The organism is Patulibacter sp. SYSU D01012, assembly GCF_017916475.1.
Lineage (GTDB): Bacteria > Actinomycetota > Thermoleophilia > Solirubrobacterales > Solirubrobacteraceae > Patulibacter.
Window position 1 is genome coordinate 218,095 of sequence record NZ_JAFMTB010000002.1, and the last position, 21,331, is coordinate 239,425.

A 21,331-nucleotide genomic window follows, 5' to 3' on the forward strand; every position below is an offset into this window, starting at 1 on the left:
CTCCCGGCGCGGGCTCACTCCCGCTCGCGGAGGGCGGCGACGAGCTCGGCCGACGCCTCCGCGACGTACACCGGGACCGCCCACCCGGTCAGGTCGACGTGCAGGTCGTCCGCCACGTCGACCGTCAGCTCGCCGCCGTCCAGGCGGACGGTGACGGACTCCCCGCCGTCGTCGTCCCCGCCGCTGCCCCCGCCCGCCAGGACGTACGCGACGGCGGCGCCGGACGCGCCGGTGCCCGAGGACATCGTCTCGCCCACGCCGCGCTCGAAGATCCGCGCCCGGATCACGCCGGGCTCGACCTCGGCGTACCACGAGACGTTCGTGCGTTGCGGGAACAGCGGGTGGTGCTCGATGCCCGGCCCGATCGCGGGCAGGTCGAGGCCCTCGAGCGTCGCGAGGTCGTCGACGCGGATCGCGCACTGCGGGTTGCCGATCTTCACGTGCTGGTACCGCCACGTGCTCGGCTCGCCGCTGCCGGCACCGGCGGCGAGCGTCTCGGCGGTGTCCAGGTGGCCGCGGCCCGACGGGTCGTCGCCCGCGTGGTCGTCGCTGACCGTGCGGGCCCGCCCCATGTCGACGCGGCACGTCGTCTCGGACAGGATCGTCGGCCGGATCTCGCCGGCGACCGTCGTGATGGAGAACTGGCGCCGGTCGGTCCAGCCGCGGCGGACGAGGTACATGATCGCCTCGCGCGCGCCGTTGCCGGAGAGCTCGGCCTCGGAGCCGTCCGGGTTCATGATCCGCAGCGCGGCGACCGTCCCCGGCTCGGTCGGCGGGGACAGCTCGAGCACGCCGTCGGCGCCCGGCCCCAGGTGCGGGTCGCAGAGCAGCCGCGCCCGCGCCGGCGTGAGCGGCACGGGGAGCCGGTCGCGCTCGACGATCAGGTAGTCGTTGCCGAGCGCCTGCCACTTCTCGAACCGCATGCGGCGGGAGTCTAGGGCGACGCGCCGTGCGGACGGTGCGCGCGGCGCCCGTCCCGGAGCCGCTGCCGGCGGGCTCAGTCCGGCGCCAGCAGCGGCGCGACGATCCGCGCGGCGACCGCGTCGGGGTCGGGGTCGCCGGTCAGGTCCACGACCTCGACGCCCGGCAGCTTCCGCATCCACGTCAGCTGCCGCTTGACGTAGCGGCGCGTGTCGCGGCGCATCCGGTCCTCGTCGTCGGCCAGCAGCGGCTCGAACCCGTGGGCCTTGCGGGCGGTGGCGGAGACGCCCGCGGCCGCGGCGGCGCGGACCTCGTCGGCGGCCCCGGCGGCGAGCATCGCGTCGATCCGCAGGTCGATGCGGCGGCGGATCTCGTCGCGGTCGCGGACGAGCCCGACGAGCCGGGTCGGGTGCCGCGTCTCGTCCGTCCACAGGCGGTTGGGGCCCGCGGGCGGGCGCAGCTCGCCCAGCTCGTGCAGCTCGAGCCAGCGCACCACGCGCGAGCGGTCGCGCGGCGACACCCGCTCGGCGGCCCACGGGGCGACGGCGGCGAGGCGGGCGTGCAGCGCCTCGGGGCCGGCGGCGGCCAGCTCGGCCTCCAGGCGGGCGCGCAGCTCCGGCGGGGCCGGCGGCCGCAGCTCGAGCGCGGTCAGCGCGGCGCGCAGGTAGAGGCCCGTGCCGCCCACCACCACCGGGGTGCGTCCGGCGACGAGCGCCGCGTCGATCTCGGCGTGGGCCATGCGCGCGAAGCGCCCGGCCGAGCAGGTCTCGGTGATCGGGAGGACGGAGACGAGCCGGTGCTCGAGCTCGTCCTGGTCGAGCGCGTCGCGGGCGCCCGTCAGCGTCTCGATGCCCCGGTACACCTGCATCGCGTCGGCCGAGACCGCCACCGGATCGCGCCCGGCGGCGCGCAGCGCGCGGCCGACGGCGACGGCGATCGCGGTCTTCCCCACGGCGGTGGGGCCGAAGAGCGCGATGACGGTCGGCCGGGTCACGCCCTGAGTATGGTGACCCGATGCCCGTCGTCGTCGGTACCGGCTTCTCCGCGTCCTCGGACGTGGTCACCGGCGTGGACGGCGCGGCGCGCGAGGCGCTCGACGGGCTGGGCGGCGCGCCCTGCGACGTCGCGGTCGTCTTCGTCGCCGGCGAGCTGGTGACGCAGCCCGAGGCGGTGCTCGGCCGGGTGCGCGGCGTGCTGGACCCCGGCGAGCTCGTCGGCGCGACGGCCGGCGGCCTGGTCGCGGGAGGGCGCGAGTACGAGCAGGGCGAGGGCGTCGTCGTCTGGGCGATCTCGCTCGGCGAGGACGCGGCCGCCGAGGTCTTCGAGCTGCACACCACCGAGGTCGAGGGCGGCCTGGCGCTCAGCGGCATCCCGGCCGTCGAGATCGGCACGACCTCCGCCGTGCTCCTGCTGGCGGACACGTCGCGCCTGCCGATCGAGCCGACGCTGCAGGCCTTCGAGGAGCACCTGCCGGGCGTGCCGATCGTCGGCGGCGTGCCGTCCCTCGTCCCGCCCGACGGGCGGCCGCTGCTCCGCGACGTCGGTCCGAGCGAAGCCGCCGCGCTGGGCGTGCGGTTCGAGGGCGTCGAGGTGCTGCCCCTCGTCTCGCAGGGCGCCCGCCCGATCGGCCCGGAGCTGGCCGTCACCGCCGGCGAGGGCGGCATCATCCACCAGCTCGCCGGGCGTCCGGCCATCGACGCCCTGCGCGACGCGATCGACGGGCTGACCGGCGAGGACCGCGAGCAGATCCGCCACGGGCTGCTGCTCGGCCTCGTCGTGCAGACCGGGCAGCCGGAGTACGGCAGCGGCGACTTCGTCGTGCGGGGCCTGGCGGGCGCCGACCCGGAGACGGGGGCCGTGGCGATCGGCGCTCCGGTCACCGTCGGGCAGATCGCGCGCCTGCACGTACGCGACCCCGCGTCGGCCACCGCGGAGCTGGAGGAGGCGCTGCGCATCCGCCGCGCCGCGACCGGCTCGGGCGACATCGCCGGCGCGCTGGCGTTCACCTGCAACGGGCGCGGGCAGGACATGTTCGGCGTCGAGGACCACGACGCCGCGATCATCCAGCGCGAGCTCGGCCCGCTGCCGCTCGCGGGCATGATCGCCGCCGGCGAGATCGGCCCCGTCGGCGGTCACGCGTTCGCGCACGGCTTCACGGCCACGCTCGCCGTCTTCCTGGCGTAGGGCGTCCGCGCGTGCCGTCGCGACCGCGGGTAGGGTGGCGCCCATGCAGCTGTCCGGCACGAAGGTCCTGCTCACCGGCGCCACCGGCGGCCTCGGTCACGCGATGGCCCGCGCGCTCGCGGCCCGCGGCGCGTCGCTCGTCCTGACGGGCCGCCGCGCCGAGGTGCTCGAGCCGCTGGCGGCCGAGCTCGGCGCCGTCGCGGTCGGCGCCGACCTGTCCGACGTCGCGGACGTCGAGCGTCTCGGGACCGAGCACGCCGGCGTCGACGCGGTGGTCCACAACGCCGCGGTCCCCGCGAGCGGCCCGCTGGCGGAGTACACGCCCGAGCAGATCGACCGGGCCGTCCAGGTCAACCTGCGGGCCCCGATCGTGCTCACCCGGATGCTGCTGCCGTCCTGGCAGGAGCGCCGACGCGGCCACGTCGTCTTCATCTCGTCGATGTCGGCGAAGGCGCCGACGGCGGACGCCAGCCTGTACGCCGCGACGAAGCTGGGCCTGCGCGGCTTCTCGCAGGGGCTGCGCCCCGAGCTGCGCCCGCAGGGCATCGGCGTCAGCACGGTCTTCCCGGGGTTCATCCGCGGTGCCGGCATGTTCGCCGACACCGGCGTCGAACTGCCGCGCGGCGTGGGGACGAACACGCCCGAGGAGGTCGCCGCGGGCGTCGTGAAGGCGATCGAGCACGACCGCGGCGAGGTCGACGTCGCGCCGCTCTCCATCCGCGTCAGCGGCCGCGCGAACGGCCTCTTCCCCGGGATCGCGGGCGCCGTCGCCGCCCGGTTCGGGGGCGACGTCGGCACCCAGATGGCCGACGCGCAGCGCACCAAGCGCTGAGGGCCAGGGCGTCCGCACGGGCCCCGGTCCGCCGTCGCACGCGGCGACGGCGGCAGCCTACGGGGCCTAGGCGCCGAGGCGCGCGAGCAGCGACATCTCGCCCGTCAGCGTCTGCGAGGTGGCGGCGGTGATCTCGACGGGCACGGTCTCCCCCGGCTCGCCGAAGCCGGTGAAGTTGACCACCTTGTTGTGGCTCGTGCGGCCGCGCAGGACGTCGGGGTCGTTGCGGGACGGGCCCTCGATCAGGACGTCGAGCGTGCGGCCGACGAACCGCTGCGTGCGGGCCTTCGCGTGGCGCTGGACCGCCTCGACCAGCCGCTCCATCCGCTCCACCTTCACCGGGTGCGGGACGAAGTCGTCCGTCATCTCGGCGGCCTCGGTGCCGCGGCGGGGCGAGAAGATGAACGTGAACGCCCCGTCGAAGCCGACGCGCTCGACGACGTCGAGCGTGTCCTGGAACTCCTCCTCGGTCTCGCCCGGGAAGCCGACGATGATGTCCGTGGTCAGCGCGATGTCGGGGCACTGCGCGCGGATCATCTCGACGCGGTCCAGGAAGCGCTGCTTGTCGTACGTGCGGCGCATCCGCTTGAGGATGCGCGTGTTGCCCGACTGCAGCGGCAGGTGGATGTGCTGGCAGACCTCGGGGACCGTGGCGTGCACGGCGACGACGTCCTCGCGGATGTCCTTCGGGTGCGGCGAGGTGTAGCGGACGCGCTCGATGCCCGGCACGGCGGAGACCGCCATCAGCAGCTCGGCGAACGTGCGCGGCCGGGGCCGCGCCGCGGCGGCCTCGTCGTCGACGCCCGCGATGCGCCCGGTGGGGCGCTTCGCGGCGGCGTGGAAGGGCAGCAGCGCCTCGGGCAGCGGGTCCGTGGTCCGCAGGTCGCGACCGTAGGCGTTGACGTTCTGCCCCAGCAGCGTGACCTCGCGGACGCCGTCGGCGGCGAGCCGCTCGACCTCGTCGAGCAGCTGCTCGAACGGCCGCGACGCCTCGCGTCCGCGCGTGGAGGGCACGATGCAGTACGAGCACTTCAGGTTGCAGCCGACGGCGATCTGCACCCACGCCTGGAAGGGCCGGTCGCGCTTGGTCGGCAGGTGCGCGGGGAAGCCCTCGAACTCGAAGTAGCCCTGGGCCGACAGGTCGTCCGACGTCAGGAACTCGGCCAGGCGGTTGATCTGGCCGGGACCGAAGGCGACGTCCACGAACGGGAAGCGCTCGAACACCTCGTCCTTGACCGACTGCGCCCAGCACCCGCCGACCCCGACCACGACGCCGGGACGCTCCTTCTTCATCCGCTTGGCGTGCCCGAGGTGCGCGACGAAGCGCGAGTCGGCCGACTCCCGGATCGAGCACGTGTTGAAGAGGATCAGGTCGGCGTCGTCGGCGGACGGCGCCTCGTCGTAGCCGAGCGACTCGAGCATGCCGCGCATGCGCTCCGAGTCGTGCTCGTTCATCTGGCACCCGAACGTCGTGACGTGGTACCGCTTCGTGGACTCCAGGGTGCTCATACGCGACCACGGAGGGTAGCGCGGCGTCCGGGCACCTCCAGGGTCCCTCCCCCCGTCCGCCGGCTCAGCCGTCGTCGCGGTCGGCGCAGCGCCGCTCGTACGCGCGGATCGCCGCGTACGCGGTGTCGAGCGGGAAGCCCTTCGTCGCGAGCGTGCGCAGGCCCTTCTGCCGCTCGCGGTCGTCGGCGAGCGCCCGGCCGGCGAAGCGGCGGTCGAGGGCCTCGACCGCCAGCTCGTGCTCGTCGTCGGCGTGCGGGTCGGCGGCCAGGGCGCGCTCGACGAGCGGCCGCGGCAGGCCGGTGCGGCGCAGGCCGTCGGCGATCCGCAGGTGCCCCCACCCCTCGAGGCGGCGGCGGTCCTCGACGTACCGCTGGGCGTAGCGCTCGTCGTCGAGGTACTCGAGCTCGAGCAGCTCGCCGACGGCGGCGTCGACCGACGCGGCGTCCACCCCGCGCTTCTCCAGGTGCGCGCGGACCTCGGCCTCCGTCCGGTCGCGCTTGGCGAGGTGGCGATACGCGAGCTTCAGCGCGTGGGCCAGGCGCTCCTCGGCGCTGGGCGGCTCCTGCGGAGGCGCCTCCCGCGCCTCCGTCAGGTCGTCCGCCCCGGGATCGGGATCCCGGTCGGGGCTCACGCCACCCCGGCGGGCTCCGCGTCCTTGGCGGCCGGCGTCGCGCCCGGCTGCACCATGTCGAGCTTCTCGTAGATGAGCCGCTCGATCTCGCCGGCGATCTCCTGGTGCTCGTCCAGGTACGCCTTCGCGTTCGTGCGGCCCTGCGCCAGGCGCTCGCCGTTGAACGAGAAGAACGAGCCGGACTTCTGCACCACGCCGTGCTCGATGCCGAGGTCGATCAGGCAGCCCGAGGTCGAGATGCCCTTGCCGAACTCGATGTCGAACTCGGCCTGCTTGAAGGGCGGCGCGACCTTGTTCTTCACGACCTTGACGCGCACGCGGTTGGCGACCGCGTCCGTGCCGTCCTTGATCGTCTCGATGCGGCGGATGTCCAGGCGCTGCGAGCTGTAGAACTTCAGCGCGCGACCGCCCGGCTGCGTCTCCGGCGAGCCGAACATCACGCCGACCTTCTCGCGGATCTGGTTCGTGAAGATGCAGAGCGTGTTCGTGCGGTTCAGGTTGCCGGTGAGCTTGCGCATCGCCTGGCTCATCATCCGCGCCTGCAGGCCGACGGTCGTGTCGCCCATCTGCCCCTCGAGCTCGGCCCGCGGCGTCAGCGCCGCGACGGAGTCGACCGCGACGACGTCGACGGCGCCGGAGCGCACGAGCATGTCGGCGATCTCGAGCGCCTGCTCGCCGTAGTCGGGCTGCGAGACGAGCAGCTCGTCGATGTCCAGGCCGATCTTCTGGGCGTAGACCGGGTCCATCGCGTGCTCGACGTCGATGAACGCGCAGACCCCGCCCTTCTTCTGGGCCTCGGCCATGATGTGGTACACGAGCGTCGTCTTGCCCGACGACTCCGGTCCGTAGATCTCGACGACGCGGCCGCGCGGCACGCCGCCGACGCCGAGGGCGAGGTCGAGCGAGAGCGCGCCCGTCGGGACGACGTCGACGCGCGAGTGCGCGCCCTCCTCGCCCATGCGCATCACGGTGCCCTTGCCGTACTGCCGTTCGATCTGCTGCAGGGCTCCCTGCAGGGCGGCGTCGCGGGCCTTCGCCGTCGCCTCGGTCTCCTTGGCGGCCATCCTCAAAACACCTCGTCTAGAAAGCGGAGTTGCATTGTCCGCCAGGGTGCGGACGGAACCGAACCGTACGCATGTTCGTGTGTCGGCACGACGGCCGGACCGTGCCGGAAGCGTGCCGGACCGGTGCCGGTGCCGGCGCCGCGCGGCGCCGCGACGCCCGGCGGCAGCGGCCCGGCGCTCCGCGAGCGGCCCGGCGCGTCAGAGCCCTCTCGCCCGCGGGGCCACGGCGCCCCACGGCGCGCAGGCGTCAGGCGGGGTCGGACTCGCCGAGCAGGACGCGGCGCAGCAGGTGGAGCGCGGCCGTCGTCGTGCGGTCGCGTACGGCGGCGCGGTCGCCCGGCAGGCGCAGGCGGCGCACCAGGCCGCCGCCGTCCGCGGTCCGCACCGCGACGAAGACGGTCCCGACCGGCTTCTCGTCCGTGCCGCCGCCGGGCCCGGCGACGCCGGTCGTCGAGACGGCGACGTCCGCCCCGACCGCCCGGAGCGCGCCGACCGCCATCGCGTCGGCGACGGGCGCGGAGACGGCGCCGTGCTCGCGCAGCAGCGCGGCGTCGACGCCGAGCGCGCGCTCCTTGACCGCGTTCGCGTAGGCGACGATCCCGCCCGCGACGACGCGCGAGGAGCCCGCGCGGTCGGTCAGGCGTCCGGCGAGCAGGCCGCCCGTGCACGACTCGGCGGTGGCGGCGAGCCAGCCGCGCTCGACGAGCAGGTCCGTGACGAGCTCGTCGACGCTGCGCCCGTCCGCCGAGAAGAGGGTGTCGGCGTGGCGGTCCGCGACGAAGGCGGCGAACGCCCGCGCGTCGTCCTCGCGCTCCGGGGTCCAGCGCGTGACGACCTCGAGCTCGCCGCGTCGCGCGCACGTCGTGATCTCGAGCCGGTCGACGCCGACGCCCTCCTCGCGGGCGGCGCGCATCGTGTTCGCCAGCTCGGACTCCGGGATCCCGTACAGGCGCAGGGTCTGCTCGCGGAAGTCGACGGCGCCGCGGATCGCGTCGCGGAAGGCCGGCAGGTCCTCCGTGGCGGCCCACATCGCCTGGAGCTCCGGCGGCGGCCCGGGCATGACGACGACGGTGGGCGTGCGGTGGCGCGCCGGATCGTCGTCCGTCGGAGGCACGACGAGCCCGGGCGCGGTGCCCACGGGCTCGAGCACGGTCGCGCCGGCGGGCACGAGCGCCTGCTTGCGGTTCGCGGCCCGGACGGCGTCCTCGCTGATGCCCGTCCAGCGCCGCGACATCGGCTCGAGGATCGCCCAGATGCGGGCCTCGAGCTCCGCGTCGAGCGCCAGCGGACGGCCGCTGAACTCGGCGACGATCTGCGCGGTCAGGTCGTCCTCGGTCGGCCCCAGGCCGCCGGACGTCACGACCAGGTCGATCCCGCGGTCGCGGGCGTGCTCGAGCTCGGCGCGCAGGTCCTCCGGCCGATCGCCGACCACGGTCGTGGCGACGTGCTCGACGCCCAGGGCGCCGAGGCGGCCGGCGAGCCACGGGCCGTTGCGGTCGGAGATCCAGCCGCCGAGCACCTCGGTGCCGGTGACGAGGACGACGGCGCGCGGCGCGGTCATCGCGTGCACGAGGGCCGGCGGCCCTCCGGGAGCCGCCGCGCCCGCCCCTTCGTGATCTCGTACGCCACGACGCCGCGCGCGTCGGCCTTCAGCGACAGGCGCTTGCCGCCGTCCGTGACCCGGGCGCCGGCGGTGTTCAGCGCGATCTGGAAGCGCTGCGAGTCGTAGGTGCGCGTGCGCTCCCCGGCCTCGAGCGTCCGGGCGTTGACGACCGCGCGGCCCCGGGCGTCGCGCACGCAGACGTAGACGGAACGGCTGCGCGGCGCGGCGACCCGCAGCCGGACGACCTTGCGGGCCTTCGCCCGTGCGGCGCGGCGCGCCTCGGCGTCGGCCTCGGACGCGGGCTGCTTCGCGGGCGTCGTGGCCGCGGGCGCGGACGAGGACGGCGGGGCGTCCTCCTTCTTCGACACGCGGTACACGGCGTAGACCGCGCCCGCGATCAGGACGATCAGGAGCAGCAGCGGCAGGAGGTTCGTGCGCTTGGGCGGCCCGAACGCGCCGCCCCCGCGGCGACCGCCGCGACCCCCGCGCCGGACCCCGCGCGAGGTCGGACCGCCGGCGCCGGCGCGGCGACGGGCGGGCGCGCCGGCGCTCTCGTACGGCTCGTGGCGGAACTTGTACTCCTCGACGAGCAGCTTGGCGTCGAGCCCGAGCGTCTCCGCGTAGGTGCGGAGGAAGCTCTTGACGAACGTCGGGCCGGGCAGCAGGCTCCACTCCTCGTTCTCGAGCGCCCGCAGGTACTTCGCGCGGATCTTCGTCCGCGACTCGACCTCCGCGATGTCGATCCCCGCGCGCATTCGCGCCTCGCGCAGGGTGGCGCCGATCTCTGCCATACGCGCGGAAGGCTAGCGGCCGAGGGCCCGGGGACGACGGCGCGGGGTCACTCGCCGCCCGACCCGATCGCGGCGTGCTCGCCCGTGCGGTCGTCCGTGTCGTCCCCGGTCGGCGGGGCGTGCGGGGCCTCGGGCGCGGCCGCAGCGTCGGCGGCGGGGTCGCCGGCGCCATCCGATCCGCCGCCGCCGCGCAGCGCCTGCAGGATCCGCGGCAGGTCCATGGGCGACACGAGCACCTGGCGCGCCTTCGAGCCCTCGAAGCCCGAGACGATCCCGCGGCGCTCCATCATGTCCACCAGGCGGCCGGCGCGGGTGTACCCCACGCGCAGTCGGCGCTGCAGGCCCGACGTGGACGCGGCGCCCATCTCGACGACCAGCTCGATGGCGTCGGCCAGCAGCGGATCCTCGTCCGCGTCCATGCCGTCGCCGTCCCCGTCGTCCTGCGGCTCCTCGTCGTCCGTGGCCTCGAGCAGGTCCTCGCGCAGGTCCGGCTCGCCCTGACGCGCCCAGTGCTCGGTCAGCGCGGCGATCTCGCTCTCGTCGATGTACGCGCCCTGGATGCGGGTCAGCTTCGACGAGCCGACCGGGTTGAAGAGCATGTCGCCGCGGCCCAGGAGCGACTCGGCGCCGTTCTGGTCGAGGATGACGCGCGAGTCCGTCTGCGAGGAGACGGAGAACGCGATCCGCGACGGCACGTTCGCCTTGATCATGCCCGTGATGACGTCCACGCGCGGGGACTGCGTGGCGAGCACGAGGTGGATGCCGACCGCGCGCGCCTTCTGGGCGATGCGGATGATCGCGTCCTCGACGTCGGCCGGCGCGACCATCATCAGGTCGGCGAGCTCGTCGATCACGCACAGGACGTACGGCAGCGGCTCGTCGCCCTCCTCGACGCGCACGCGGTTGAGCTCGGGCAGGTTGCGCGTCTTCTTCACGGACATGACGCCGTAGCGCCACTCCATCTCGCGCACGAGGTTCTGCAGCGCGTTCGCCGCCATCTTCGGGCTGGTGATGACCGGCGTCAGCAGGTGCGGCACGGCCTCGTAGTGGTTGAGCTCGACCTGCTTGGGGTCGACGAGCACCAGGCGCACGTCGTCCGGCGTGGCGTGCAGCAGGATCGACGAGAGCATCGCGTTGACGCAGCCCGACTTGCCCGCGCCGGTCGTGCCGGCCACGAGCATGTGCGGCATCTTCGCCAGGTCCGCGTAGACCGGGGCGCCCGAGACGTCCTTGCCGAGCCACACGGTGAGCGGGCTCGCGTCGCCGGGCGGATCGCCGTAGACGTCGCCCAGGTGGACGATGCGCCGGCGCTTGTTCGGCACCTCGACGCCGACGGCGGTCTTGCCGGGCACCGGGGCCAGGATGCGGATGTCGGTCGCGGCGAGCGCGTACGCCAGGTCGTCCTTGAGCTGGGCGACCTTCGACATCTTGATGCCGGGCGCCAGGCGCAGCTCGTAGCGGGTGATGTGCGGGCCGGCGATCGTGCCGATGACCTGCGCGTCGACCTTGAAGTTCGCCAGCGCCTCGACGAGCGCGGCGGCGGTCTCGGCCTGCCCCGCCGTGTCCGGGCGCAGCTGGTCGGGTGCCGAGTGCTTCAGGACGGCGGGGTCGGGCAGGACGTAGCCCTCCTCGGGCGCGTCGTGCTCGCCGGGCATGGGCTGGCGCTCGCGCAGCTCCTGCAGGCTGGGGCGCTCGTCCGCGTCGCCGTCGGGGGCCTCGTCCGCCGGGGCCGGCGGGCGGGACGCCCGCGCGGGCGGCGTGACGACGGTCGGCGGCTCGACGGTCGGCTCCCCCGTCGTGTCGTCGAAGGGGTGGTCGCCCGCGGGCTCCTCGGGCGGCGGGACGTGGCCGGCGTCGGACGGCGGCGGCGTCGCGCCGGCCGGGGGCGCGGCGGCCCCGCCGGCCCGCGTCGCCGGGGCCGGGGTCGGCAGGTCGAGGCGGGCGGGGCCGTCCTCGCCGAACAGGTCGGGGTAGCGCAGCGCGCCGTCGAGCTCGGGCGTCGGGCGGCCAGGGCCGCGGCTGGCTCGCACGCCCTCGCCGCGCGAGGCCACGACCTCGTCCCCGCGCGAGGCGGCGATCTCCTCGCCCGTCGTGGGCTCGGGCGGTCCCGCGGGCCGGCGGCGCCGCGGCGGCAGGGCGAACTCGGGCGCCTCGGCCTCGTCGGCGTCGTCGTCCCCGTCCGCGGCCTTCGGCGGCGTGGGACGGCGGCGGGCGGGGACGGCGTCCTCCTCCGCCGTGGCGGGCCGGGCGGCGGCGCGGCGGCGCGGCGCGACGGGGATCTCGAGCACGTCGTCGTCCGGGCCGGGCTGGCGGCGGAACGCGGTCGTGGTCTGCTTGAGCCCCTCGCCGGTGCGCGCCACGAGCGACGCGATGGACGCGCCGGTCAGCAGCAGCACGCCGGCCAGCAGCATCGTGACGCCGACGACGTGGGCGCCGATCGCGCCGAGCAGGCTCGAGATCGCCCAGTACATCGCGTCGCCCAGGACGCCGCCGCGGGGGCGCACGACGTCGGCGCTCCACAGCGCGTCGCGGCCCCCGCCGCCGCCCAGGCCGAACGTGCCGCTGGCGAGCATGAGCAGCATCGCGAGCACGAGCAGCACGCCGCCCAGGCGGAACGGGCGCAGCGCCGGGAGCAGCGGGCGCAGGATGAGCATCAGCCCGGTCGCCGCGACGAGCGGCGGGGTCAGGTACGCGACCTGGCCGAAGAGGGTGCGCAGGCCGTCGACGAGGGCGTCGCCGACCGCGCCGCCCCACGACCCCAGGTACATCAGGAAGACGAGGAAGACGGCCAGGGCGACGAGCCCCAGGCCGATCTGGTCGAACTGCCGCTGCTCGAGCGGGCCGCGCGGCGAGAACGCCCCGGCCCCGCCCTTCCCGCCGGGCGCCGCCCCGCGTGGGGACGCGCCCTTGCCGCCCTTCGGGGCCTTCGGGGACGGGGCGCTGCGGGCAGGGGTGCGGGTGCGGCTGCTCATGCTCACCCGGCCGCTTCGCCGCCGGCCGGCCGGATCCTCCCCGGGCCGGCTCAGGGCAGCGGCGCGTCGACCCACGCGGTCCCGGCGGCCGCGGACGCCAGGCGGTGCTCGGCGCACCAGGCGGCCAGCCGGTCCTGCGCGCTCGGGGCGTCGTCGACCGCGACGGTCAGGGTGACGCCCTCCGCCCCGTAGGCGACGTCGGTGACGACCGCGTCCGTGCCGCGCAGCGCGTGCTCGGCGGCGCCGGCGCGCTCGTGCCCGACCGGGATCCGCACGAGGGCCCGCGGCCGGCGGACGGCGAGCGGCGCGCCGTCGAGCGCCGCCTGCACGGCGTCGCCGTACGCGCGCACCAGCCCGCCGGCGCCGAGCAGCGTGCCGCCGAACCAGCGCACGACGACGGCCGTCACGTCGGAGAGCGCCAGGTCCTCCCCCGCGACGTCGCGCACGGCCCCGTCGAGCACCGCCAGCATCGGGGCGCCGGCGGTGCCGGACGGCTCGCCGTCGTCGTTCGAGCGCCGGCGCTGCCGGTCCGCGCCCAGGATCCAGGCGGAGCAGTGGTGGCGCGCCGCGTGGTGCGCGCGGCGCAGCTCGGCGACGAGGGCGCGGGCGGCCTCCTCGTCCTCCGTGCGGCGCAGGACGGCGAGGAAGCGGCTGCGCTTGACCTCGATCTCCGCGGTCACGTCGCCGTCGCCGGCGAGCACGAGGTGGGCGCCGCTCACCTGCCCGACCCTAGTCCGGGGGCCGTCCGGGCGGTCGCGCGCCTCCCGTCGCGCGGCCGCCCGACGGTCCTCAGCCCGCCGCGGTGGCGAGCTCCGCGCGCGTGCGCGCCTCCAGGCCCTTCAGGAACGCGAGGCCGTCGCGGACGAGCTCGTCCGAGCTCGGCGCCAGGTCGCGCCAGATGCAGGTGCCGCTGCGCATGGCGTCCGAGATCTCCTCGAACGCCTCCAGGCCGACGTAGCCGCGGTAGCCGCCGGCGACGAGCGCGCGCATGATGCCCGCCCAGTCGACGGTGCCCGTGCCCGGCGTGCCGCGGTGGCTCTCGGACAGGTGGTAGTGGCAGAGGCGGTCGACGACCGACGCCGTGGCGGTCTCGAAGCTCGTCTCCTCCAGGTTCATGTGGTAGGCGTCGAGGTGCACCGCCGCGGCGGGACGGTCGATCAGCTCGACGAGCTCGAGCGCCTGCGCGGCGGTGTTGACGAGGTACGTCTCGTAGCGGTTGACCGCCTCGATCCCGAGGACCACGCCGAGCTCCTGCGCACGCTCCGCGACCCCGCGCAGCACCTCGGCGCTGCGGGCCATGTCGTCGCGCGTCGGGCGGCGGTCCAGCCGTCCGCCCATCGCCGAGTAGATCACGCCGGTCATGACCGGCGCGCCCATCGCGGCGGCCGCCTCGACGCACGCGAGCAGGTAGTCCCGGCCGGCGGCGCGCACCGCGGCGTCCTCCGCGCTGGGGTCGTGCGCGGCGTCCACCACCGTCGACGTGACGACGCCGATGCCGGCGGCCCGGCAGCGGTCGGCGATGGCCGCCGGGTCGACCTTCTCGAGCTCCATGAGCGGGATCTCGATCGCGTCGAGGCCGAGCTCGGCCGCGTGGTCGACGAGCGGCAGGTCGTCGCTGCTCCAGCTCGACGTCCACGCGTAGGCGTGCACGGCGTAGGACAGGCCGTCGGTCATGGTCATGCTCCTCGGTCGGGGGACGCGGCGCCCACGGGCGCCGGGCGGGCGAAGTCGGCGGCGTCGGCCAGGCGGTCGATCGTCGCCGCGTCGATCGGCACGGCGAAGACCTCCTCGATGACGGACGTCCAGCCGAAGATGAAGTACCGCCAGCCGTCGTGCACGGTCAGCCCGCGGGCCTGCTCCTGGGCGCGGGCCTGGCGCAGGAAGTCGAGCTCGCCGCGGTAGTTCAGCTCCCAGACGATGCCGCGCTCGGGGAAGACGGCGTCGTCGGTGAGGGGGCTGCCCGGGCGGTCCTTGCCCATGCCGGTGGCGTTGACGACGAGCGAGCCGGCCGGCAGCGCGGCCAGCAGGCGGTCGGCGGCGCCGTCGGCCGCGTCGGCGTAGAGCACGTCGGCGCCGGGGTGCTGCGCCTCCTGCAGGCGCCGCAGCGCGTCCAGGCGGCCGCCGTCGCGGTCGACGACGGTGATGCGGGCGGGCCGCTCGGCCGCGGCCGACGGCCGCAGCAGGTGCAGCACGATCGCCACCCCCGCGCCGCCGGCGCCGAGCACGAGCGCCTCGGCGTCCCCGCCGGCCCAGTGGCGAGCGGGCAGCACGTCCTCGAGCGCCCGGCCCGCGGTGATCGGATCCTTGGCCGCGCCGTGGAGGGCCCCGTCGCGCTTGAAGACGCACGAGACCTCGCCGTACGTGCGCGCGTTCGCGTCGAGCTCGTCGAAGAGGTCGTGCGCCGCCTCGTACAGGTCGATCTTGTGCGTCGTCACCAGCGCGCCCAGGTTGTCCGGGTCGTCGCGCAGCATCGCGACGGTGTCCCGGTAGCGCTCGCGCGGCGCGCCGATCGGCAGGTCGCACGGCAGCATCTCGACGTCGTCGCCCAGGCCCAGGACGTCGCGCCAGCGCGGGAAGATCCGCATGATCGACGACGACCCGGTCGTGACGCCGACGAACGTGAACCGCCGCGGCATCTCAGGCCTCCACCGGCGCGCGCGCCGCGCGGGCGGCCTCGGCGAACGTGCGGGCGCGGGCGGTCAGCTCGTCCCAGCGCCCGTCCGCGACGAGCGCCGACGGCGTCAGCTCGCTCCCCGCCCCCACCGCGAGCGCGCCGGCGGCCAGCCACGCCGCGATGTCGGGCGCGTCGATGCCGCCGGTCGGCACGACCCGCAGCTCGGGGAACGGTCCGCGCAGGGCGCGCAGGTGCCGGGGGCCGCCGAGCGACGCGGGGAAGAGCTTGACGACGTCGGCGCCGGCGTCGAGCGCGCGCGCCACCTCGCTCGGCGTGAACGTCCCCGGCAGCACGAGGCGGCCGCTGCCCTGCATCGCCGCGAACAGCTCGGGGTCGAAGTGCGGCGTGACGAGGAAGTCGGCGCCCGCGTCGAGCGCCGCGGCCAGCTGCGCCGGGGTGCGGACCGTGCCGGCGCCGAGCAGCAGCTCGTCGCCGTGCTCGGCGCGCACGCGGGCGAGGGCGTCCTCGGCCCCGGGCGTGGTGAACGTCAGCTCGATGGCGGTGATGCCGCCCGCGAGCAGCGCGGCGGACAGCCGGACGGCCTCCTCGGCGCCCGGCGCGCGGACGACGGCGACGACGGCCGCGTCGGCGAGCCGCGCGAGGGCGGCGGTGTGGTCGGTGGTCATGCTCGGTCTCCGGTCGGAGGGACGGGGAAGCGGGGCGTGCCGTCCTCGAGGACGGTCAGCAGCTCCTGCACCGCGGTCAGGCCCATGGCGGTGACGGCCTCGCGGGTGTGCGGCGCGGCGTGCGGCGTGACGATCACGTCGGGGCGGCCGAGCAGCGGGTGGTCGGGGGCGGGCGGCTCGTCGCGCAGCGTGTCGAGCGCCGCGCCCGCCAGGTGGCCGGCGTCGAGCGCCGCGACGAGGTCCTCCTCGACGACGAGCTCGCCGCGCGCGGTGTTGACGAGCAGCGCGCCGCGCGGCATCCGCGCCAGCAGCGCCGCGTCGACCATGTCGCGCGTCGCGGGCAGCGCCGGCAGGTGCAGCGACAGGACGTCCGCCTGCGCGACCACCTCGTCGCGGGGCAGCAGCAGCACGCCCTGCGGCGCCTCGCGGACCGCCGGGTCGAACGCCACGACGCGGGCGCCGAGCGCCACCAGGCGCCGGGCGGTCGCCGCGCCGATGCGGCCCAGGCCCAGCAGGCCGACCGTGCTGCCGGCCAGCTCGCGGCCGCGCTGCACCGCCCAAGCGCCGTCGCGGACCGTCCGGTCGCCCGCGGCGATCCGACGCAGCCCGGCGAGGATCAGCCCGAGCGCGAACTCGGCGACGGCCTCGGCGTTCGCGCCCGGCGTGTTGGTCACGACGACGCCGTGCTCGGCGGCCGCGCGCAGGTCGATGCGGTCGACGCCCGCGCCGTAGCGGGCGATCACGCGCAAGCGCGGCGCCGCGGCGAAGACGGAGGCGTCGATCTCGTCCAGTCCGGCCAGGAGCGCGTCGACGTCGCCGACCCGCTCGCGCAGCTCGCCCGCGGTCATCGGCCGGCCCAGGTCGTTGCCGCGCACCTCCCCCACGGCCGCCTCCAGGCGCGTCCGCGGAGCCGGGTCCACGCTGGCGAACGAGCGCGGCGTGACGAGCACGGTGGCGTCGGCGGCCCTCATGCCGTCACCGCCGGGGCGTCCGCGGTGGCCAGGAGCGTCGCGGCCGTGCGGCCGCGCAGCCCCGCGAGCGCGTCGGCGGGCACGCCGGCGGCCTCCAGGCGCGGCAGCACCGTCGCGGGCAGCGCCCGCAGGCCCGGGCCGCCGCCCGTCCGCCACGCGGCGGCGTCGACGAGGTCGAGCCCCAGCGTGATGCGGCCGGCGTGGCCGTCCTCGACCATCCCGAGCAGCAGCGGCCACACGCGCTCCTCCGGCCGCCACTTCGCTCGGACGAACGTGTCGTAGCCCAGCACGAAGCCGGCGGCGACGAGCTCGGCGTGCAGCCCGCGGTCGGGCCGCTTGTCCACGTGCGAGAGCTGCACCGCGCCCGGCGCCACGCCGGCGTCCGCGACGGCGGCGAGCAGGCCGTCGAGCGGCCCCTCGGCCTCGGTGTGGACGATCGTGCCCACGCCCGCCTCCGCGGCGGCCCGCAGCGCGGCCCGCAGCAGCGCGGCCTCGCCGGGATCGCTCCCCGTCCAGGCGGCCTTCACGACGCCCGCGCGGACGTCCGGCGCCTCGGCCAGGCCGCCCTGCAGCTCGGCGGCGAAGCGGGCGTGCGCCGCGTCCTCGTCCTGCGCCCACGGACCGGTGCCCGGCGCGTAGTGGCGGCGCAGGTGGAAGCCCGTCGCGGCGACGACGGCCACGCCCGTGGCCCGCGAGAGCCGCGCCAGGACCGCGCCGTCGCGGCCGCAGCCGCCGGGCTGGCAGTCGACGACGAGCTCGCCGCCCGCCGCCGCCAGGCCCCGCAGCTCCGCCTCGGCGGCGGCCTCGTCCGCGAGCACCGGCGACCCCGGGGGCCCCGGGGCGATGTGGAGGTGCGCGTGCGCGTCGACCGTCCGCACGTCGGACGGGTCGACGGGGCCGCGCACCGTGCGGATGGCGCTCACGGCTCGAGCACCACCCGCAGCGCCTCGCCGGCGCGTGCGGCCGCGAAGCCCTGCAGCGCGTCCTCGAGCGGCAGCCGCTCGCTGACGAGCGCGGGCGTGTCGATGCGGCCCGCGAGCACCAGGTCGAGCGCCTCGCGGCAGTCGTCCCGCGTGCACGCGGTGGTGCCGGTGACGACGAGCTCCTTGTAGTGGATGAGGTTCGTGTCGAGCACGACCTCGGAGCGCCCGCGCGGCAGGCCGCCGAAGAAGTTGATCCGGCCGCCGGTCGCGGCCAGCTCGAGCGCCTGCGCCTGCGTCGCCGCGATCGGCGCCGCCGTGATGACGACGTCGACGCCGCGCCCCTCGGTCTGCTCGGCGACGAGCGCCGCGACGTCCTGGCTCGTCGGGTCGACGGTGACGTCGGCCCCGAAGGCCTCGGCCTGGGCGCGCCGCCGCTCGCTCGGCTCGCTGACGACCACCCGCGCGGCGCCCTTCGCCCGGGCGACGAGCACGTGCATCAGGCCGATCGGCCCGGCGCCGACCACCAGGACGACGTCGCCCGGGCCCACCGAGCACGCCCGCGCGCCGCGCAGCACGCACGCCAGGGGCTCGACGAGCGCGATCGGCGCGGGGTCCAGCTCGTCCGGCACCGGCATGACGCTGCCGTGGGCGATGACGTCCTCGCCCAGCAGCACGTACTCCGCGAAGCCGCCGTCGCGCGTGATGCCGATGGCGTTCGGCGACGCGCAGATGTTCTCGCGGCCCGCGAGGCACTGCGGGCAGCGGCCGCAGCCCAGGTTGGGCGCGACGAACGCGCGGCCGAGCGCCAGATCCGTGCCGTCGCCGAGCGCGACGACGTCGCCGGCGATCTCGTGCCCGGGCACGCGGACGGTGCCGGGGCCGTAGGCGCGGTGGTGGCCGGCCTGGATGCGCAGGTCGGTGCCGCAGACGCCGCAGGAGCGCACCCGCAGCAGCGCCTCGCCGGGACCGGGCTCGGGGTCGGCCCGGTCCTCCAGGCGCAGGTCGTCGGGCCCGTGGTAGGCGAGGACGCGCATCAGGCGGTCACCTCGCCCGCGGTCACCTCGTCGAGGCGCACGGGCCGCTCCTCCTGCCACGAGCGGTTGGCGGCCAGGACGGCCGCGACGGCGTGGCGGCCGTCCTCGGCGGTGACCGGCACGGGCGCGCCGTCGAGGATCGCCGCCACGAAGGCGTCGAGCTCGGCGACGTAGCCGGGCGCGAAGCGCTGCGGCCAGCCGTGGTGGATCGGGGTGATCGCGCCGACGGTGCGGTCGCGCACCTCGATGAGCGCGGTCCCGCGGACGTCGCCGATGATCAGCACGCCCTCCGTGCCGAGCACCTCGACGCGGCCGTCGTAGCCGTAGTCGGCCGGGCACGTGCCGTCGATCGTGCCGAGCGCCTCGTTCGCGAAGCGCAGCGAGACGACGGCGTTGTCGTAGAACTGGTCGGCGGTGACGCCGCGCGCGGCGCCCTTGCGGTTCGTCACCTCGGCGTAGACGCGCTCGATCGGCGCGCCCGCGAGCCAGCGCACGCAGTCGAAGTCGTGCGAGTTGACCTCGGCGAGCATGCCGTTGGACCGCGACAGGTCGTGCGCCCACGCCGGCGGCAGGCCGGGACCGCGGGTCAGCGACTTCACGATCATCGGCTCGCCGATCTGCCCCGCCTCGATCCGGGCCTTCGCCTCGGCGAACTCGGGCTGGAAGCGCCGCATGAAGCCCAGCTGCAGCACGACGCCGGCGCGCGCGGCGGCGGCCTCGACGTCGTCGCACTCCTGCAGCGAGATCGCCATCGGCTTCTCGAGGAAGACGTGCAGACCGGCCTCGGCGGCCTCCACCGCCAGGTCGCGGTGGGTGTGCGTCGGCGTCGCGATGAAGACGGCGTCGAGCGGGCCGGCGGCCAGCGCCTCCTCCAGCGACGGGTAGGTCGGCGGCGCGCCGACCTCGGCCGCGAACCGCTGCGCGGCCTCGGCGTTCTGGTCGATCACCGCGACGAGGTCGGCGCGGGCGTGACGCGCGATGTTGCGCGCGTGGACGAGGCCGGCGCGGCCGGCGCCGATCGAGGCGACGCACAGGCGGCTCATGCCCGGGCCTCCGTCGCGACGGCGGCCCGGTGGGCGGCGAGGCGGTCGAACGGCTCGTCGAGCCGGGCCACGACGTCGCGGTAGACGTCGAAGAGGTCGCGGTACACGCTGGTGTCCTTCGGTCGGGGTGAGGTGCGGTCGGCCACGGGCGCGGCGCGCTCCGCGGCGTCGGCGAGGTCGTCGACGAGGCCGACGGCGGTGCCGGCGATCAGCGCGGCGCCCCAGCAGGACACGTCGCCGACCGTCGCCGTCGCGTACGGGACGCCCAGGACGGACGCCTTGATCTGGTTCCAGACGGCGCTGCGCGCGCCGCCGCCGATCACCCGGGCCTCCGTGAGCTCGAGCGTCGGGTTCAGGGTGCGGAGGCGCTCGAGGTAGAGCGCGTACTCGTAGGCGACGCCCTCGAGCATCGCCTTCGCCAGGTGCCGGCGGCCGTGGCCGCGTCGCAGCCCGACCCAGGCGCCGCCCATGTCGGGGCTGCTCGGCAGGATGCGCCCGTCGAGGTGCGGGACGAAGACGAGCCCGTCCGCGCCCGCCGGCAGGTCCTCCAGCCCGGCGACGAGGTCGGCGAAGCCGGGGCGTGGGATCCGCTCGTCGCCGTCGTGCAGCAGGTCGCAGAACCAGTCCACGAGCGAGCCGCCCGACAGGTACGCGAGCGGGATCCACAGCCCCTCGACGGCGCCGCGCATCAGGATGAGCGTGCGGCCGTCCACGTCGGGGCGGTACTCCGCCGTGGCGCCCGCGAGGATCGCCGCGGTCCCGGCGGTGTCGAGCAGGCGGCCGGGACGCACGAGGCCGGCGCCGAGGGCGCCCGCCGCCGTGTCGCCCAGGCCCGCGGCCACGGGGGTGCCGGGCCGCAGGCCGCAGTGGCCCGCCGCCGCGGCCGTCAGGGTGCCGACGACGGTCGTCGACGGGACGATCCGCGGCAGCTGGTCGGGCCGGATGCCGACCGCGTCGACCAGGCGCGGGGACCACTCCCCCGCCCGCGCGTCGACGAGGCCGGTGAAGTGCAGGTAGCTCGGGTCGATGAACGCGTCGTCGCCCGCCAGGCCGCACAGCCGCCCGGCGACGTACGCGCCGGGCATGACGAACGCCCGCATCCGCGCCAGCTCCTCCGGCCGGTTGCGGGCCCACCAGCGCAGCTTCGGGCCGTGGTTGACCATCGGCGGGCAGCCGGTCAGGCGGGTCAGCTCGTCGCCGAGCTCGCGGTCGAGGGCGTCCCGCTCGTCGCGGCAGCGGGTGTCGAGCCACGAGTCGTACGGCAGCGCGGGGCGCCAGTCGCGGTCGACGCCGAGCATCCCCGCCATCTGGCCCGTGACCGCCAGGCCCGCCACGCGCGCCGGATCGGCGCCCGCGGCCTCCATCGCCCGGCGGATCGTGTCCGTCGCCGCGGCGTAGAACGCGTCGGGGTCCTGGTCGACCTCGCCGGGGCCGTGCCAGCGCAGCTCGGTCGGCGCGGTGGCCGCGCCGAGCTGCGTGCCGTCGGCCGTGAAGACGGCGGCCTTCGTGGCCGTCGTCCCCAGGTCGACGCCGATGAGCAGGTCGTCCGTCAC

The 21,331-nt window shown here is 76.3% G+C and carries 19 protein-coding genes; 2 read left to right on the forward strand and 17 right to left on the reverse strand.

What is annotated here, in order from left to right:
* Positions 1-14 precede the first annotated feature (14 nt).
* Both dapF and J3P29_RS10480 read right to left on the reverse strand, forming a co-directional pair.
* Positions 15-923, reverse strand: a complete 909-nt coding sequence (gene dapF / locus J3P29_RS10475; RefSeq protein WP_210493303.1) for a diaminopimelate epimerase — start codon at positions 921-923, stop codon at positions 15-17.
* Positions 924-997: 74 nt separating this feature from the next.
* Positions 998-1,915, reverse strand: a complete 918-nt coding sequence (locus J3P29_RS10480; protein ID WP_210493304.1) for a tRNA (adenosine(37)-N6)-dimethylallyltransferase MiaA — start codon at positions 1,913-1,915, stop codon at positions 998-1,000.
* 20 nt (positions 1,916-1,935) lie between these two features.
* On the opposite strand from J3P29_RS10480, the gene J3P29_RS10485 reads away from it, so the two are divergent.
* On the forward strand, positions 1,936-3,105 hold the full coding sequence (locus J3P29_RS10485) for an FIST N-terminal domain-containing protein (RefSeq protein ID WP_210493305.1): 1,170 nt from the start codon (positions 1,936-1,938) through the stop codon (positions 3,103-3,105).
* Positions 3,106-3,148: 43 nt separating this feature from the next.
* Entirely contained in the window at positions 3,149-3,937 is a 789-nt protein-coding gene (locus J3P29_RS10490; RefSeq protein ID WP_210493307.1) for an SDR family NAD(P)-dependent oxidoreductase, read from the forward strand.
* Between the two features lie 66 nt (positions 3,938-4,003).
* On the opposite strand, the gene J3P29_RS10495 is transcribed toward J3P29_RS10490, so the two are convergent.
* The 15 genes from J3P29_RS10495 to J3P29_RS10565 form a co-directional block, all read right to left on the reverse strand.
* Positions 4,004-5,446: a radical SAM protein gene (locus J3P29_RS10495; protein ID WP_210493308.1), complete on the reverse strand. Its 1,443-nt coding sequence runs from the start codon at positions 5,444-5,446 to the stop codon at positions 4,004-4,006.
* Between the two features lie 64 nt (positions 5,447-5,510).
* Positions 5,511-6,077 carry a regulatory protein RecX gene (locus J3P29_RS19860; protein WP_210493309.1) on the reverse strand — a complete coding sequence of 189 codons (567 nt, stop codon included), beginning with the start codon at positions 6,075-6,077 and terminating at the stop codon, positions 5,511-5,513.
* Positions 6,074-7,141 (reverse strand): recombinase RecA, encoded by a 1,068-nt coding sequence (recA, locus tag J3P29_RS10505; protein WP_210493310.1) that lies wholly within the window; start codon positions 7,139-7,141, stop codon positions 6,074-6,076. Before recA ends, J3P29_RS19860 begins: the two co-directional genes overlap by 4 nt.
* Positions 7,142-7,388: 247 nt before the next feature.
* Positions 7,389-8,702 (reverse strand): competence/damage-inducible protein A, encoded by a 1,314-nt coding sequence (locus J3P29_RS10510; protein WP_210493311.1) that lies wholly within the window; start codon positions 8,700-8,702, stop codon positions 7,389-7,391.
* Positions 8,699-9,535, reverse strand: a complete 837-nt coding sequence (locus J3P29_RS10515; protein WP_210493312.1) for a helix-turn-helix domain-containing protein — start codon at positions 9,533-9,535, stop codon at positions 8,699-8,701. Before J3P29_RS10515 ends, J3P29_RS10510 begins: the two co-directional genes overlap by 4 nt.
* A 47-nt stretch (positions 9,536-9,582) precedes the next feature.
* A complete protein-coding gene (locus J3P29_RS10520) occupies positions 9,583-12,507 on the reverse strand; it encodes a DNA translocase FtsK (protein ID WP_210493313.1) in 2,925 nt (974 codons plus the stop codon).
* Between the two features lie 50 nt (positions 12,508-12,557).
* The gene (locus J3P29_RS10525) at positions 12,558-13,226 is read right to left on the reverse strand and encodes a YigZ family protein (protein WP_210493314.1); all 669 of its coding nucleotides are present in this window, start codon (positions 13,224-13,226) and stop codon (positions 12,558-12,560) included.
* Positions 13,227-13,296: 70 nt separating this feature from the next.
* Positions 13,297-14,181 carry a sugar phosphate isomerase/epimerase family protein gene (locus J3P29_RS10530; protein WP_210493315.1) on the reverse strand — a complete coding sequence of 295 codons (885 nt, stop codon included), beginning with the start codon at positions 14,179-14,181 and terminating at the stop codon, positions 13,297-13,299.
* A gap of 2 nt (positions 14,182-14,183) precedes the next feature.
* Positions 14,184-15,143 carry a hypothetical protein gene (locus tag J3P29_RS10535; RefSeq protein ID WP_210493317.1) on the reverse strand — a complete coding sequence of 320 codons (960 nt, stop codon included), beginning with the start codon at positions 15,141-15,143 and terminating at the stop codon, positions 14,184-14,186.
* Position 15,144: 1 nt separating this feature from the next.
* On the reverse strand, positions 15,145-15,807 hold the full coding sequence (locus J3P29_RS10540; RefSeq protein ID WP_210493318.1) for a bifunctional 4-hydroxy-2-oxoglutarate aldolase/2-dehydro-3-deoxy-phosphogluconate aldolase: 663 nt from the start codon (positions 15,805-15,807) through the stop codon (positions 15,145-15,147).
* Positions 15,804-16,778 (reverse strand): phosphoglycerate dehydrogenase, encoded by a 975-nt coding sequence (locus J3P29_RS10545; RefSeq protein ID WP_210493319.1) that lies wholly within the window; start codon positions 16,776-16,778, stop codon positions 15,804-15,806. Before J3P29_RS10545 ends, J3P29_RS10540 begins: the two co-directional genes overlap by 4 nt.
* Entirely contained in the window at positions 16,775-17,701 is a 927-nt protein-coding gene (locus J3P29_RS10550; protein WP_210493320.1) for a hypothetical protein, read from the reverse strand. Before J3P29_RS10550 ends, J3P29_RS10545 begins: the two co-directional genes overlap by 4 nt.
* Entirely contained in the window at positions 17,698-18,735 is a 1,038-nt protein-coding gene (locus J3P29_RS10555; RefSeq protein ID WP_210493321.1) for a zinc-binding dehydrogenase, read from the reverse strand. Before J3P29_RS10555 ends, J3P29_RS10550 begins: the two co-directional genes overlap by 4 nt.
* The gene (locus tag J3P29_RS10560) at positions 18,735-19,778 is read right to left on the reverse strand and encodes a Gfo/Idh/MocA family oxidoreductase (protein ID WP_210493322.1); all 1,044 of its coding nucleotides are present in this window, start codon (positions 19,776-19,778) and stop codon (positions 18,735-18,737) included. Before J3P29_RS10560 ends, J3P29_RS10555 begins: the two co-directional genes overlap by 1 nt.
* On the reverse strand, positions 19,775-21,331 hold the full coding sequence (locus J3P29_RS10565) for an FGGY family carbohydrate kinase (protein WP_210493323.1): 1,557 nt from the start codon (positions 21,329-21,331) through the stop codon (positions 19,775-19,777). Before J3P29_RS10565 ends, J3P29_RS10560 begins: the two co-directional genes overlap by 4 nt.

What these genes read in the sequence shown, in the direction of transcription:
- dapF (WP_210493303.1), bottom strand. Translation starts at nt 923, where the DNA reads ATGCGGTTCGAGAAGTGGCAGGCGCTCGGCAACGACTACCTGATCGTC.
- J3P29_RS10485 (WP_210493305.1), top strand. Translation starts at nt 1,936, where the DNA reads ATGCCCGTCGTCGTCGGTACCGGCTTCTCCGCGTCCTCGGACGTGGTC.
- J3P29_RS10490 (WP_210493307.1), top strand. Translation starts at nt 3,149, where the DNA reads ATGCAGCTGTCCGGCACGAAGGTCCTGCTCACCGGCGCCACCGGCGGC.
- J3P29_RS10495 (WP_210493308.1), bottom strand. Translation starts at nt 5,446, where the DNA reads ATGAGCACCCTGGAGTCCACGAAGCGGTACCACGTCACGACGTTCGGG.
- recA (WP_210493310.1), bottom strand. Translation starts at nt 7,141, where the DNA reads ATGGCCGCCAAGGAGACCGAGGCGACGGCGAAGGCCCGCGACGCCGCC.
- J3P29_RS10510 (WP_210493311.1), bottom strand. Translation starts at nt 8,702, where the DNA reads ATGACCGCGCCGCGCGCCGTCGTCCTCGTCACCGGCACCGAGGTGCTC.
- J3P29_RS10515 (WP_210493312.1), bottom strand. Translation starts at nt 9,535, where the DNA reads ATGGCAGAGATCGGCGCCACCCTGCGCGAGGCGCGAATGCGCGCGGGG.
- J3P29_RS10520 (WP_210493313.1), bottom strand. Translation starts at nt 12,507, where the DNA reads ATGAGCAGCCGCACCCGCACCCCTGCCCGCAGCGCCCCGTCCCCGAAG.
- J3P29_RS10530 (WP_210493315.1), bottom strand. Translation starts at nt 14,181, where the DNA reads ATGACCGACGGCCTGTCCTACGCCGTGCACGCCTACGCGTGGACGTCG.
- J3P29_RS10535 (WP_210493317.1), bottom strand. Translation starts at nt 15,143, where the DNA reads ATGCCGCGGCGGTTCACGTTCGTCGGCGTCACGACCGGGTCGTCGTCG.
- J3P29_RS10540 (WP_210493318.1), bottom strand. Translation starts at nt 15,807, where the DNA reads ATGACCACCGACCACACCGCCGCCCTCGCGCGGCTCGCCGACGCGGCC.
- J3P29_RS10545 (WP_210493319.1), bottom strand. Translation starts at nt 16,778, where the DNA reads ATGAGGGCCGCCGACGCCACCGTGCTCGTCACGCCGCGCTCGTTCGCC.
- J3P29_RS10555 (WP_210493321.1), bottom strand. Translation starts at nt 18,735, where the DNA reads ATGCGCGTCCTCGCCTACCACGGGCCCGACGACCTGCGCCTGGAGGAC.
- J3P29_RS10560 (WP_210493322.1), bottom strand. Translation starts at nt 19,778, where the DNA reads ATGAGCCGCCTGTGCGTCGCCTCGATCGGCGCCGGCCGCGCCGGCCTC.